Consider the following 14,798-nt stretch of genomic DNA (forward strand, 5'->3'; position numbering starts at 1 on the left):
TTTGCTTGATATCGATCGACTGTCGAGTTTAGGGTACTTAAGTATTTTTATAGATCGGGGTATATTAGAATACTTAGATAATGTTAAAACACCAGTAATTACTCATGGATTTTTTAAATAGGGAGATGCCTAAACTTTTTTGAAATGGCATGGAGGAGCGGACGGCAGAACATCTGGTTTGAACTTAGACTTAATCCTGTACGGTCTCACACCTCACTCAGTTGATTACAATATTGTAACAAAATTCTATGATGCCGATCGCACACAGGACAGGCAAATCCTTATAAATTAAAGGTTTAGCTAAATCTTTGAGCCTTGTCACCCAGAAAAAATGGGACGCCCAGGGCTGGAAAACGCTGGTTTAGCCGATCGAGAGTACAATCTAATATGACGTGCATCATAAACAAGCATGATTTAGATCATAGATTTATGATGATCAACTTGCTACCATGTTTTCATCATCAGGTGCATCGCCATGGAAGAAGTCCTAGCATTGATTGAAAAGAAGAAGCAAGAATTTGCTAAATCTGGGCTATTTGAGTTTATGCGGGACACAAGTATAGACCCAAGACAGCGCCTAGCTTTCGCTCCCTGTGTTTCTCCTTTCGTGATGAGTTTTGGTGAATTTAACAAGTATGTCTTCCGAGAAGAACCAACCAACGATCCACTTCAGGTAATAGTCAACAATCACACTTATGAAGACGATCATCACTGGTTGTGGTTTTTGCAAGATTTGGAAACACTGGGTATTAACAGATCTGTGAAGTTCAGCGATGCTTTGAATTTTCTGTGGAATGAAGAAACAAAAGCTTCGCGTTGGGTCTCACATCAAATTTTTCGCTCTGCTTTTGGGGCTAGTCCTACTACGAAGTTAGCTATTCTGGAAGTGATAGAAGCAACGGGTAATGTGTTCTTCTCAACGGCGGCACCTATTGCTCAAGAATTACGAACAATTACCCAACAGGAGTTTCTTTATTTTGGGTGTTTTCATCTAGCAGTGGAAACAGGTCATACTACAGGAACGCCGGAAGTGGATCAATTGATTAAAAACATACAACTGTCAGAGGAAACCCGTCAAGAGGCTGTTAAGATAGTTGATAACTTGTTTGAAGTTTTTACCGAACTGACGGATGAGCTTCTGGTTTATGCAAAAACCCATAGCTTTGAGCAACCTTTTGCCAAACCATGGGATATTTTGCAACCTTTAAAAGCTGCGTAGATTGCGAAATGTAAACTTTTCCACTTTTAGAACTAGAACGTTTTAGAATTAGATAACTTCATTACTTAGAAGGAGAGGCATTATGTCACAAGTGAACAGCAATTCAACTCCAATCAATGAGCTAGAACCGAATCTTATTCATACTTGGACGGAGAATTTGGATATTGCTCATACTTGGACTGAGAATTTGGATATTGCTCATACTTGGACTGAGAATTTAGATATTGCTCATACTTGGACTGAGAATTTAGATATTGCTCATACTTGGACTGAGAATTTAGATATTTCCCACACTTCTCACATACCGGAAGAGGAAAAACTCGCAGTCGGATAAAACCTGTTGCAAACAGATTTCAGCCTCGCTGATTCCGACGAGGCTGACCAGTTATACATTTGTCTCTTCAATGCCCAAAAAAAGTAGTATCTACTATCTCTATTTGATATGAGCCATTACGACGTTGTTATTGTCGGCGGCGGTCCCGCTGGGAGCACTGCTGGCACTCTGATCAAGAAATACAATCCCAATCTGAGCGTGCTAATCGTAGAGAAAGAAAAATTCCCTCGCGATCACGTTGGGGAAAGTCAATTGCCTCAAATTAGTGATGTGCTTCAGGAAATGGGATGCTGGGACAAAGTAGAAGCAGCCGACTTCCCGATTAAGATTGGTGGAATCTATCGCTGGGGAACAGATCCACAGCCTTGGGATTTTAATTTCATTCAGCCGGAGTTGTTTAAAGATGAACAGCGGCCTGCTAAATTTGAGGGACAGAGACGGCAAACTGCTTTTCAGGTCGATCGAGCAAAATATGACGAAATTTTGCTGCGCCACGCGGCAGAAATGGGATGCTTAGTCAGAGAAGAAACTGCGGTTCTTAAGGTAGATGTAGTGGGCGATCGGATTACGGCTTTGCACGTGCGATCGCAAGAACAAATAACCGCCCGCTACTACATCGACGCATCCGGTCACATTGGCGTGCTGCGGCGAGCTTTGGGCGTTAAGACACACAGCCCGACGCGACTACAAAATATAGCTATCTGGGACTATTGGACAAACGCTGAATGGTCAGATAAAATTGGCGTTGGCGGCACCCGGATACAGGTAATGAGTTTGAGTCACGGGTGGCTTTGGTTCATTCCCTTGGGGCCAACTCGCACCAGTATCGGCTTCGTTTGCCCTGCGGAACATTATAAGTCACTGAAAAAGCGACCAGAGGATATCTATACCGAAGCCCTCAATAGCGAACCTCGCATCAACAAGTTAATCGCTAATGCTACCAGTACCGGAAAGATTGAAACTACAAAAGATTGGTCATTCTTGGCTGATAAAACAGTAGGAGAAAACTGGTTTTTGGTAGGTGAAACTGCTGGTTTTGCTGACCCGATTTTATCGGCGGGCATGACTTTAGCTCATACCGGTGCCCGTGAATTGGCTTACACGATTTTGGAATTAGAGCAAGAAGAGCAGCAGAAATACGACGGCAACTGGCTTAAATCTCAATACGACCACAATCAACGGAGCCGAGTTGAACAGCATATTCGCTTCGCTGATTATTGGTACGCTGCTAACGGTCAATTCACTGATTTACAAGAACATTCAAGGGAAATTGCGCGGGATGCTGGTTTGAATTTAAGCCCGGAAAAAGCTTTTCGGTGGTTAGCTCAAGGTGGATTTACGAATGATATTTTGGGTCAAGCGGTGATTGCTGGATTTGATTTGGGTTGTATGAAACAGGTGATGCAGCGCTTTTCAAAGGAGGAGGTTCCTTGGCTACTTTCGGCGTACAATGTGTTTCAGTTAGACTTAGTGGAGGCTGATGTTGAATTTGTAGCGGTTTATAATGCTGGTGAAATTAACAGGATCAAGTGTTATGTTAAGAACGGTCAGCGCTTGCCCATTACAGGTTTTTATGGTTTGCTGATTGACATTTTGAGCCACACTCAGTACATTGAACAAATTTATCGGCAGTTGATACTGGTGCTTGGAGAGCGTTTTTCTGTGCAACACGCTCGAGTAGCTCTTCATCAAGCCCTTGGGTGTTTGGAGGTGATGGTGAGTTCTGGTATTGTCAAGGCGATATTAAACCCGGAGTTGTCTAAGTTGAATATTTCCATACCTATGGAAGGTGAGTTAATCCACACTCACAGCGATGTGAATTAAGGCGCTACCAGAAAGCTTGACACCAAACCATCTCAAATCTTAAAAAACAAAAAGTCTGAAGCTGGAAAATTCCAACTTCAGACTTTTACTAACTCCCCGGGTAGGATTTGAACCTACGACCAATCGGTTACACTTATCCCAACGTTTCCGAAGGGCGCGGACTATTTCATCATCCCTACAAATCATGCTTTTGATCTGTCGTCGGATGTCGGGCGCTGTGAGATTTATTGGTTAGGCTCCTCATCTCTAGTCTCTGCACCTTTCCGGCTACTTGCGATCGTAACCGCTGCCTTTCGCCAGACTTGGCTCAAGATTGCCGCCACCCGAAGTGCTACGGTTTCCTTGAATTCACCCGATTTTTCAGTACCCGTTACCGGATAGAGCTGCTATGTCATTAGGGCTTTTGGTTGATGCCAAAGGCTTGCATTCATTACAGCCGACCGCTCTGCCACTGAGCTACCGAGGATTGGGTTTTTTTGTTACCCACAATTACTAACAATAGCTGAACTTACTCGATTTGGCAAGGCCTTTGACAAACTTTTTTTTTGTCATACAGCAAGAGGGTTTCAGCAGCTAATGCAGCCCCATTCTCAATTTAGCGAGGCGCTGCTGTGATTCTGGATCGAGGGAATTGGCGAGAAAGCGACTGGAGTTGTGTTTGCGGGATTTGTGCTGGCGCTCGCTGCGGCGGGCAGTGGATTCTACCTCAGCCGCTAGTTGTTCGGCGGACATCCATTCGGCACCATAGCCGACTACGGTCAATTGCTGCGCTCGGTCTGAGGTGGCGACAATCATGCGGCCTTTGCCTTTGACCGATCGCAACTCGTAGCGCAAACTAGCACAAGATTTTTCAATATAAGTATCTGCTGTCTGACCGAAGTCAGTGTAGTGCACCGATAAATTTTTAGTAATAATTTCTTTAACGCCGGGAGTATCTCGATAGTGCGCGTCAAACACCAGTCGAGCTTCAAAATCTTGAACGGCGCTGTAGTTAACTAAAACCTCAATCAACTCGCGGCGAGCTGTTTCGAGTTCGTCGCGATCGCGCTTCTCTCGGAGTCGAGGCCAAAGTCCAATTATGTTATAGCCGTCTACAAGTAAAACTGCTTGTGATACATAGGGTGACATGGTTCAAGGCTGAAGAGATCCAGCACGTATAGGACATTATTTGCATTGTTCATCAAAGCTTTTGTTCAATAATATTACCTATTGATGTGTAATTGCTAGGTTACATCGCAATAATTAAACCCCCCAGAGCCAGCTTTACCTGAGTTTTGGGGGGTTAGATTAACCTATAAATTTTCCAGCTTATTCGGCAGATTCCAGCGATACGGGCGATGGCTTACGCCCCGCTTCGCTACGTACAACTGTCGGCAGGGATATTTTCTCAACAGCAGGAGTACAACCGAGCCACTGCACCGACAACTCCGCAAACTGCTGCGGCGGGCCGCTCACGCAAAAACGAGTAGGTAGCGCAGTACCAGGATTCCGCAGCCCCAAAAGCTCCAATTCTCTGGCAGCAGCAGCCACCACCCGTACTGCAGGATCGATCGATGTCACCCCAGCAGGCAAAAGCGAGCGAAACACAGGAGCCAACAGAGGATAATGAGTGCAGCCGTAAATCAGCGTATCGATGCGCTGCTGAATCAAAGGAGCCAAATATTCCCGAGCCACCTCACAAGTATAAGGGTCGTGAATCCGGTTTTGCTCCACCAGCGGCACAAAAGCCGGACAGCTAACCTGCCACACCAGGCAAGAATCGTCCATCTCCAAAATCGCATTTCGATAAGCATTGCTAGCAGCCGTAGCAGGAGTTGCGATGACCCCGATTCGCTTGCCTTGCTGCACCGCAGCCTGCGCCCCCGGCAGAATTACTCCCAGCACCGGGATATCAAATTCAGCCTGCACCATCTCCATCGCCAAAGCAGAACTGGTGTTGCAGGCCATAATGACCATTTTCACATCCTGTTCCACCAACCAGGCCATAATTTCGCGGACAAACTCCACAATTTCTGACGGCGTGCGAGTGCCGTAGGGCAGCCTCGCCGTATCTCCAAAATAAAGTATCGATTCGTTAGGCAATTGTCGGTACAACTGTGTCAAAACAGTCAAACCGCCCACGCCGCTGTCAAAAATACCGATTCTTTGTTGTCCAGAGTCTGTTGTCATTTGTTAGTTGTCAGTTGTCAGTTGGCAGTTGTCACTTGTCACTGGGCACTGGGCACTGGTCAGTTGGCAGTTGTCAGTTGTCAGTTGCTACCAATAACAAATAACAAGTAACCAATTACCAATTACCAATCCCTCCGGCAATATATTATCTTTGTTGAAGATAAAGCAAAATGCCGCGAGCGATCGAAGCGGCCATTTGACTGCGGTAAGCTGGGTCAGAAAGCCTAGCAGCATCCTCAGCACCCGTGACAAAACCCACCTCCACCAAAACAGAAGGCATAGAAGTCTTTCTCAAAACATAAAATCTCGCCTGCCGCACTCGGCGGTCAGTCGCCCCCGTGCCCTGCAAAATACTGCCGTGAATCACCCGAGCCAAATCTTCGCCGTTATTGAAATAATAAGTCTCAATCCCGCTGATATCCGGCCGACTCATATTAATCGAATTAGCGTGAATGCTGACAAACAAAGTAGCATTCACCCGTTCCGCCAAAGAGACTCTCGGTTCCAGGTCGATTTCGCTGTCGTCAGTCCGAGTCATCACCGCCTGCACGCCCTGCTGTTCCAGCAGCCTCGCCACCTGAAAAGAGATATCCAAAACAATCTCCTTCTCCTGAATGCCCTGAATTCCGACTGCCCCCGGATCGCGGCCACCGTGACCAGGATCGATCGCTACTACGGCGCGGCGGTTAGAAGCTTGGGGCAAATCTTCGTTTCCGAAAGTCCTTCTCGGCAAAGGCTGCAAATTGGGAGTGCGAGTCAAAGGCTGCTGCGCGCTAGCAGTCGATCGCAACTGCAAAGACAGCAACTGCGGGTTCGGTCTCGTCACCCTGCCTACCTCTACCCCCGATCGCGGCTGCACCCAAATCACCACAGTCTCCGCATCTTCTTGGCTGGCTGTAAAAGATACAGGACTGTTGGCATCGAGCTGAGGAATTTCCCCCGTTAGGACAGCAGAGGCGATCCTGATCCAGTAAGCTCTCGACCCCTGGTCCCAGCCGCTGGTATAGGAGACTTGGCGGTCAGTTTTCACCACCAGTTGCGTGCCGTTACTGGCTAAATCAATTGACTGAACTCTCGCTAAATTTCCTTGAGCTTGTCTAGCCGGAGGATCTACAGTCACGCGGCGGGAAACCGAGGGCTGTCGTACTACACTTCCAGGCAATAGCACAACCCCGCCCAAATTGCTCACAGATGCCCGCCACTGAGTATTAGAATTCTTCATCCGCAAAGTCACGCGGGTAACGGGCGGGTCTGTTGGTAGTTGCCGGACTTCAATCTTGTCAACCCCGTGCTGACCGTTGGTTTGAGGCTGTTGGCTGCTTAGGCCCGGAGCTACACTAGCTCCTTCAATATCGAGGGTGGCGATGTCCCCAGCCCGACTTTGTTGAAAATTAATTTGGGGGCGACCGCCCACTGTGCGGACTAAAAAACCGTCCGCCGTCGCCTGAACGTTCTGAACTACAGTCGCCTCGGCCGACTGGGCTTGGGATGCTGAAGGTTCAGCCGATAATCTTTCTCCCCCGGGCTCTGAAATCGGATTTTGAGTTTCTCCCCGCACCGGCGTTGGCAAATCCACTGTCCACTCGCTCGGAGAAATCCCCCGGAATTTTACTTGCTGAGGGTCTATAGTAAACCCGTCTTTGATCTCGACCACAATTCTGGTCGTATCGTTGTCAAACTGCCCTACCCGTACCGATTCGATCGCCCCTGAGATGGGTTTGCTGACCGAGGGACGACCCAGACTCGTCCCCGGCAAGTCGATTACCAACCGCATCGGGTTGAAAATCAGTTGAGCCTTGGGTTGTACTCCCCCGTCTGTTGTAATGTAAAGCCGGTTCTCTGAAGCATCAAACCGCCAAGATTGCAGTCTAGCTGCTTCGGCGGCTCCGGCGAGCAAAAATACACTTAAGAAACTCGGTAGTAGCCAGTGGAATTTCACGACAGTTTTTTCCTCGTTTGCGTTACTGCCAAAAGCTGGAAGGGCGCTGCTTGCCCGATCGGCTTTCAGCAGTTAGCCGCCAGCAGACCGGTGGCACGGGGGCCGTCAGTTGTTGGCTAAATTGACTTTTTTATGCGTTAACAGGCTTCCAAATGCCAGAACCCTGCATTTTTTTAACTTTCCCGTATACTTGGGGGCGATCGGTTATAAGCAGACTGAAATATTGTTTGCACAAGGGAAGGTATTTATTTTTAGGAGCAAGAAACAGGGTGTTTCTTGAAGCTAGAAGGTACAAGTTAGAAGGTACAAGTTAGAAGGTAGAATCTTAGCGTTCTTCCAGGGAGGGGTTTCATAGCTCTTTAATGTTGGCGAAGCTCGTTATGGCAAGGGTTATAATCCGCTTTACACTTGCATTTTCTTCTAACTTTTCCTAAACTACCTCAATAACTTAACAACTTAACTCGCGAACAATCCGGATTTTCAAGATTTAGGTAACTTTTCAAGGTTGCCAAATGTTACTCCCAGACCAACTGGCATATTCTTTTGGGAAAGCTTTTTTTGCTAACACATTGACTAAATACAACTACATATCCCCCCTGCTCTCTTTTTTTCTGAATTTTTTAATCAGGGATTTTCGGTACTGCTTGAAACTTAGTGGGGCGATCGCTATCGCGCCAGCCAATTTGACAGTATGATAGCTAGTCCATATTTTCAGCAGTAACGCGAGAGTTTTGTGTGTTACTTGGGCGGGCAATGCTTTGTCCTTTAGACTCTTTTTGAGTGCACGATCGACAGCCAGAGCATTAGTTAGTTGACCTGAGAAAAAGTTTTGACCGTAGATATAGTTATCGCAGTTGTAAAGTTTGTTGGACAGCCAGGACAATCGATCGGCTTCTGGGTAAAACCTGTGATTTGGTTTAATGAGTTGCCTTTCGACTAACTGCATAACTTGGATGTGTACTACCAGTTAGAGAAGATACACTATCTTGGTGATTGTGTCAATGTCTGAGCTTCTAAAAAAAGGCGCCATCAATAACAGTAGATACATGACATCACAGAAAGACGGAGACTTACTTTCCAGCAGGAGTCCTTCACAGCAAACAAGTGGTTTAGGTTAGTTCAAGCCTCTAGATAGCCGCTGGGGAGTCTATCTTGAACCTCAAATCGACTGACTATCAAGATAGGGAAGTTTTGTAATATAGCAACCGCCGTGACGGTAAGGACGTTCTTAATTTTTGAAACCTAAGTGGTTGATTGCGCCTTGCCTCGGACTTCTTTTTACCCGCTCCGCTCGTCGCGATCGCCTTCAACATCTGCTATACCATACCACCAGGGGGATGGAGTTCTAGCAAAGTTATTTTTGAGGGGGATCGATACCTAAAAGTTATTTTTTTATCTTAGTAATCCACGACCTCATGTCTAATCAACAGTGCTGCAATGGGCTCTCGCCCATAGGTGTAAAATTCCGGCTCATCCAGTTCAAAATTGCTTGATTTACTTGTTCCGGGCATTCATCCTGGGGACAGTGGCCCGCATTATCTAATTCCACTAGCTCTACATAATTGGGATTGCATTCGACAAATTGGTGGGGTCGGGCGAACCGAGGGGGAATCATCCGGTCTTGTTTGCCCCAAATTAACAGCATGGGGATTGTTAAATTTCGCATCACAATCTTGACACTGGGGCAAAATTTTGAACTGCCTACAGCTTTAAATAAAGCGCAGAAGGCGCGGGCAGCTCCCCGATCGCCCGCAGGCCCTGCTAGAATTTCAACTAATTCGTCGGTAACAGCTTCGGGGTTGGAGTAGGCAAAGCCAACCCAGCGACGGACAAAGGAAGGCTTGCGGGCCAAATAAAACAAAGGCCTGAGTACGATCGGAGAAGCAAACAAACTTTCCACAGCTTCGATCGCCGGAAGCAGCCATCCGGGCACCGCTTCGGCTCGTACAGAGGGGTCTGGGAGGCTAATCATCACGATGCCGGCTACCATGTCCGGGTGAGCTGCAGCTACGGCCAGACAAATTAGCGATCCGATCGAGTTTCCTGCCAAGACTACCGGCTCTCTGATAAAAGTCAGCCAGAAATCATAAACTTGATCGACCCACAAAGACACAGAGTAGTTGACCGGAGCTTTTTGGGAAGCGCCAAACCCTAACAAATCCAAGGCGTAAACGGTTTGGTTTTCGGCGAGTTGGGCGAGATTTTGTCGCCAGTGCCCGATCGAAGCTCCAAACCCGTGCAGTAAAATAATCGGCGTTCCCGATGCGCGCGGGACCATTGGTTCTGCCGCAGAATCTTGAAATTCCAGCGCGCCTTGATTTCGCCCCAAAGTCGGCCGCAAATAAGTGTAGCGAGTTTGCCAACCCCGCCACATCCAGTCTCGTTGAGTTCCCACCCGTTGGTGCCACAGCAGAGAATTTGTCAATTTTGCCTCAGCTCGCAACATAAATTTACACTTGCTTATACCTATTCTACAAGGCAAATCAGGCGACTTGGGGGACTTGCCAGACCGGGCGAGATGGGCTAGGAAAAGCGGCTGTACCTCATCCTTAAGCTTTTACCCTGAATTTTTGACGGTTTTGTCATCAATCGGGCAACAGGGCGGGCGATCGTGTGTGAAGTTAAAATAAAACTAGGCAGAAACCCAGCCAGACTGAGTAGAATAGCAAGTATTGTAAGAATTCATTTACGATCGTCCAAATATTCCCCAAGGCTTTAGCGGAGGGGACACAGGGCGCGGTAGTACGTCCGGTAAGGGTAACACCTTATAAAACAGTTCGATCGTCAATCGTGAAATATTGACAGATCAAACCTGTAACTATCAAGAAGCTTCGCTATTAAACTACTGCTTGTAAAACCATTCATGCCTGTGATTGAAAGAAGACAAAATCGCAACCTACCCCAGATCAACGAAAATATTCGATACCCCAAAATCCGGGTAATCGATACCGACGGCGCGCAACTAGGGATATTGACGCCTGCAGAAGCGCTGCGCCTGGCAGAAGAAAAAGAACTCGATCTCGTACTTGTCAGCGACAAAGCTGACCCGCCCGTATGCCGGGTAATGGACTACGGGAAGTACAAATTCGAGCAGGAAAAGAAAGCGCGAGAAGCAAAGCGGAAGCAGCACACTGCCGATGTTAAAGAAGTGAAGATGCGCTACAAAATTGAAGAACACGACTACCAAGTGCGCCTCAAACTAGCAGACCGCTTTATCAAATCTGGGGACAAAGTAAAAGCCACGATCATGTTTAGAGGTCGGGAAATCCAACACAGCAACCTAGCAGAGGACTTGCTTAAGCGCATGGCCACAGATTTGCAGGAAATCGCAGAAGTGCAGCAAGCCCCCAAAAAAGAAGGACGCAGTATGATGATGCTGCTGTCGCCCAAGAAAGTATAAATAGATAGTCATTAGTAAGCAGTCATCAGTCATAAGCTGGTGACTGATAGCTGATGACTTGCGAATTTAGTCAGGAATTAAGCTACCACACAGGGAAATCAACGCTGCATGGAAAATTTTCAAATCAGCGGTTCGGCGGGAGTAAGACAAGGAGTGCTGCGATCGCTCAACCTGCGATCGGAAGAAGTAGAGCGAACCGTACTGATGTTCCTCGTCTACACTCTAACCTCCGTCGGGCTGATCTGGCTGGAACTCAGCACAGTAGGTCTGTTTTTAGACGAGTACGGTGCCGACAAAATGCCCTTTATCTACATAGCCAGCGCCTTTATCGGTTCTGGCTTGGGATTTGTCTACTCGTGGCTGCAAAAAATCCTGCCGCTGAGGCGCACCGTCGTAGTGGTTCTGGGTATGATGTCGGTACCGCTATTTTTGTTTCGATTCGGCATCGGCTACGAAAATACTAAGATAGCTGGCATCAGCATCGCTTTTATTACTATTTTTTTAATGTGGCTGTGGGTGGAAGCTTGCTATGTCCTCAACGACCTCAACACTTCCATCACTTCCAACCAACTGTTTAACATTAGAGAAATCAAGCGCACCTATCCGCTAGTCAGCAGCGGCTATCTAGTGGCTGGAGTAGTCAGCGGGTTTTCTTTGCCTGTTTTGCTGTACGTAGTTGGACTCAAAAACGTTACCCTCATATCGGGGTTGATGGTGGCGACAGGCTCGGTGTTGCTCTACTACCTCACGGAAAAATACAGCCAAGCATTCCCGGAAACGGCTCACTGGACGGATGACGACGAAGACGACGACCAAGAAGAATTTACCGCCCGCAAAGTTACAGGCCCGCTACAAAAATACGCCGTACCTCTAGTCAGTTTCTTCATCCTCGCAGAAGTCGTCTACGTGCTGGTAGATTTCCAATTTTACAGCCAGTTAGAATACCAAAACCCGGAAGACGGAGCTAGCTGGATCGCTAGCTTCCTGGGCATTTATGAAGGCATACAAGGCTTGTTTCAAGTGGCGACTCAGTGGTTCGCTTCGAGCAGGTTGGTGGAAAGAATCGGTGTATTCGTGACGGCGATGATTTTGCCGGCGGGCATCGCTATACTCGGGGTGCTGACCATAGGAGCATCTCTGAGCCAGCTAGTATCTGTGTTTATCGGGCTAATATTGCTGAGATTTTTAGACGAACTGCTTCACTACACGCTTTTGGAAACCGTTAGCCCGGTTTTATTTCAACCGATTCCCGACAATATTCGATCGGGAATTCAAACTTTGGTCAACGGTGTGGGCGAACCTTTATCCTGCGGAGCTACAGGAGTAGGCATCCTGATTATGCTGTGGGTGACAGGCAAAATACTCCCCCAGCAAGACGAAAATATATTTCACGACCAGCAAAGCTTGATATTTATTGGCGCGATCGTAATATTGGCAATGTTGTGGGTGTTTGTCGTATGGCTGATCCGCTCTCAATACGTGGGTTTGTTGGTCAAAAGTGCGGAGCGGGGGCGCTTGGGCGTCACAGACGTTGACCTCAAAGCTCTCAAGCGCGCAGTGGTGGAAACTCTACAAAAGCCGGGGGGCGAAGATGAAAAGCGCTCTTGCATAGAACTCCTGACGCAAATTGACCCCAAAAATGTCGGAGAAGTTCTGGCTCCCCTCCTCGATTCCCTGTCCCCAGGTTTGCAGCGCCAGAGCTTGGAAACGATGCTGCAACACCCGAACCCCGCATATTTAGAATCTGTCCGCGCACTCTCGCAGCAATCATTACCGCCGGAGGTTCTGGCCTTGGCTTTGCGCTACATCTGGCTGACGGAAGCTGAACCGAATATTGAGAGCTTGCGGCCTTACTTGCAGCCGACGGTCGATCCGGTGGTGCGGGGTACGGCGGCTGCTTTAATTATGAGAAGGGGCGATCGCCAGCAAAAGGCAGAGGCTACTAATACGCTGCGGCAAATGCTGACACACAAGCAAGAGCGGGAACGTGTTATGGGGACGCGGGCTCTGGGAGAAGCTGATTATTTGCAAGGACTGCGGCTGCATATCCCCAATCTGTTGCAAGATGAATCTCTGCGAGTGCGATGCGCTCTGTTAGACGTGATTTCGTCTACTCATTCGGAAGAATATTATCCTTCGCTGCTGCGCGGACTTGGTTACAAATCGACTAGAGAAGCGGCTTTGCAGGCTATAGTCAAACTTCACAACGACGCCATTCCTTTGCTCGTGTATTTGGCTGAGGACATCCACAAGTCGGATTTGGTTAGGTTGCAGGCTTGGACCGCTCTCGGTCAAATTGGGACTCCGGAGGCGATAGACATTTTGGTGAGCAATTTGATGACGGCTTGGGGAACGACGAGGCGCAATATCCTCCGCATCCTGTTGAAAATGCCTTCGGAAGCGGGGATAGAAGGGGTTCTAGACCGCATCGGCCGTAGCGGCTTGGAAACTCTCATCGAACAGGAGTTAATGTTTATCGGTCAAATTTATGCAGCTCTGGTAGATTTGTCTGGGGTAACAAGCTACGGCAATTTCTCAGAGCGAGAGGGCAACAGCCGCCGGGAACCGGGGAACGATACGGCTCAATTGTTGCAGCGGGCTCTGGCGGGGTTGGAAGCTGATGCTAGGGAGCGGTGTTTTTTGCTGATGAAGTTTCTTTATCCGCTGGACACGGTACAAGCCGCTGCTTTCAACATCGCTTCAGGCCAACCTTCTTTGGTTGCTAGGGGATTGGAAATTCTCGATAATACTGTGGATATAGCTAGGAAGCGATCGCTCATCAATTTGTTAGATCAACACTCGGAAAGAGAAAAATTGAGCAACCTCTCGGAATTGATGGTTTACAAACCTCTAGCCCCTAGCGATCGTTTGCGCCGCTTGCTAGAATTGCGCCACTTCCTTTCGGATTGGGCCTTGGCCTGCTGCTTTCACTTGGCGAGGGAAGCGCGCTGGAGTCTTACCGCTCAACAAACTCTTGTATGTCTGCAACACCCGACGGGTTTTGTCCGCGAAGCAGTGTTAGCCTATTTGAAAATAGCCTCGCCGCGGGCTTTGGTCGAATTGTTGCCCAGGCTGCAAAATGACCCCGATAATTTGGTATCCGCTCAAGTTGAAGAGATGATGGCAGAGTTGGGTGCTGGGGGAAAAAGGTAACGTTAGTCAGTTGTCAGTTGGCAGTTGTTATTGTCAGTCAACAGTTAACCGTCAATTGTCAACCGTTTTTATTCCCCTTCTCCTTCCCCTTTTTAAGTTTAAATTAATCATTGCATCTCATTATGTTAACAAGCGTCGAACGCCTATTGTTTGTGAGGGAGGTTCCGATTTTTAAGGAACTGCGGGATGATTTTCTCGTGCGTCTAGCATCGGTAATGGATGAACTTTCATTTCCTTCCAAGCACAGGATTTTTACGGAAGGACAAGAAGGGCGGTCTCTCTATATTTTGGTATCGGGAACGGTGCGGGTCCATATAGGCGATCGGGATTTGGCACAGTTGAAAGCGGGGGCTTGTTTCGGGGAAATGTCGCTGTTTGATGCAGAACCTCGATCGGCTTCTATTTCTACTCTCGAACAATCCGAGTGTTTGATGCTGACTCAAATGCAGCTATACGATGCGATTGATGAAACGCCGGGAATTGCTGTGAATATTATTCGCTTGCTGTCGCGCCGGATTCGGGAGTTGAATCAAAAGTTGAATGCTAAAGAGGCAATTATGCCACCTACAGAGACTGTGAGAGTTGCGGAAATGCGATGACATTGGGGAATTGGGAATTGTGTTTTTAGTCGATCGGTAATTCTGCACAATTTATCTTTTTTAAGGTGCGAATAGCGATTACGAATACGCACAATTTCTTTGGTAGATTACACAAGGCTAGGGTAATCGCATCTTAAAGCACTTACCAGGAAAGTGCTGTA

Annotated in this window: 10 protein-coding genes; 6 read left to right on the forward strand and 4 right to left on the reverse strand. The window is 47.7% G+C overall.

Features of this window, described 5'->3' with window-relative positions; translation table 11 throughout:
• Positions 1–475: 475 nt before the first annotated feature.
• The 3 genes from QUA45_RS14065 (at position 476) to QUA45_RS14075 (ending at position 3,377) form a co-directional block, all read left to right on the forward strand.
• Positions 476–1,219 carry a hypothetical protein gene (locus QUA45_RS14065; RefSeq protein ID WP_333221166.1) on the forward strand — a complete coding sequence of 248 codons (744 nt, stop codon included), beginning with the start codon at positions 476–478 and terminating at the stop codon, positions 1,217–1,219.
• Between the two features lie 82 nt (positions 1,220–1,301).
• Positions 1,302–1,553 (forward strand): hypothetical protein, encoded by a 252-nt coding sequence (locus tag QUA45_RS14070; RefSeq protein ID WP_333221167.1) that lies wholly within the window; start codon positions 1,302–1,304, stop codon positions 1,551–1,553.
• Between the two features lie 108 nt (positions 1,554–1,661).
• Positions 1,662–3,377 carry an NAD(P)/FAD-dependent oxidoreductase gene (locus tag QUA45_RS14075; RefSeq protein WP_333221168.1) on the forward strand — a complete coding sequence of 572 codons (1,716 nt, stop codon included), beginning with the start codon at positions 1,662–1,664 and terminating at the stop codon, positions 3,375–3,377.
• Between the two features lie 573 nt (positions 3,378–3,950).
• On the opposite strand, the gene QUA45_RS14080 is transcribed toward QUA45_RS14075, so the two are convergent.
• The 4 genes from QUA45_RS14080 to QUA45_RS14095 form a co-directional block, all read right to left on the reverse strand.
• Positions 3,951–4,505 carry an NYN domain-containing protein gene (locus QUA45_RS14080; protein ID WP_333150679.1) on the reverse strand — a complete coding sequence of 185 codons (555 nt, stop codon included), beginning with the start codon at positions 4,503–4,505 and terminating at the stop codon, positions 3,951–3,953.
• 180 nt (positions 4,506–4,685) lie between these two features.
• Entirely contained in the window at positions 4,686–5,546 is an 861-nt protein-coding gene (gene murI, locus QUA45_RS14085; protein WP_333221170.1) for a glutamate racemase, read from the reverse strand.
• Positions 5,547–5,691: 145 nt separating this feature from the next.
• Positions 5,692–7,485 (reverse strand): N-acetylmuramoyl-L-alanine amidase, encoded by a 1,794-nt coding sequence (locus QUA45_RS14090; RefSeq protein WP_333095954.1) that lies wholly within the window; start codon positions 7,483–7,485, stop codon positions 5,692–5,694.
• Between the two features lie 1,423 nt (positions 7,486–8,908).
• On the reverse strand, positions 8,909–9,931 hold the full coding sequence (locus tag QUA45_RS14095; RefSeq protein WP_333221172.1) for an alpha/beta fold hydrolase: 1,023 nt from the start codon (positions 9,929–9,931) through the stop codon (positions 8,909–8,911).
• 417 nt (positions 9,932–10,348) lie between these two features.
• On the opposite strand from QUA45_RS14095, the gene infC reads away from it, so the two are divergent.
• The 3 genes from infC to QUA45_RS14110 all read left to right on the forward strand — a co-directional run bounded on the left by infC (position 10,349) and on the right by QUA45_RS14110 (position 14,637).
• Positions 10,349–10,885, forward strand: coding sequence for a translation initiation factor IF-3 (gene infC / locus QUA45_RS14100; RefSeq protein WP_006635262.1), 537 nt, complete (start codon positions 10,349–10,351; stop codon positions 10,883–10,885).
• A 108-nt stretch (positions 10,886–10,993) separates the two neighbouring features.
• A complete protein-coding gene (locus tag QUA45_RS14105) occupies positions 10,994–14,038 on the forward strand; it encodes a HEAT repeat domain-containing protein (protein WP_333221174.1) in 3,045 nt (1,014 codons plus the stop codon).
• Between the two features lie 122 nt (positions 14,039–14,160).
• Positions 14,161–14,637 (forward strand): Crp/Fnr family transcriptional regulator, encoded by a 477-nt coding sequence (locus tag QUA45_RS14110; protein WP_006635260.1) that lies wholly within the window; start codon positions 14,161–14,163, stop codon positions 14,635–14,637.
• The last annotated feature ends 161 nt before the right edge of the window (positions 14,638–14,798 follow it).

It is taken from the genome of Microcoleus sp. Pol12A5, assembly GCF_036701435.1.
Classification (GTDB): Bacteria; Cyanobacteriota; Cyanobacteriia; order Cyanobacteriales; family Microcoleaceae; genus Microcoleus.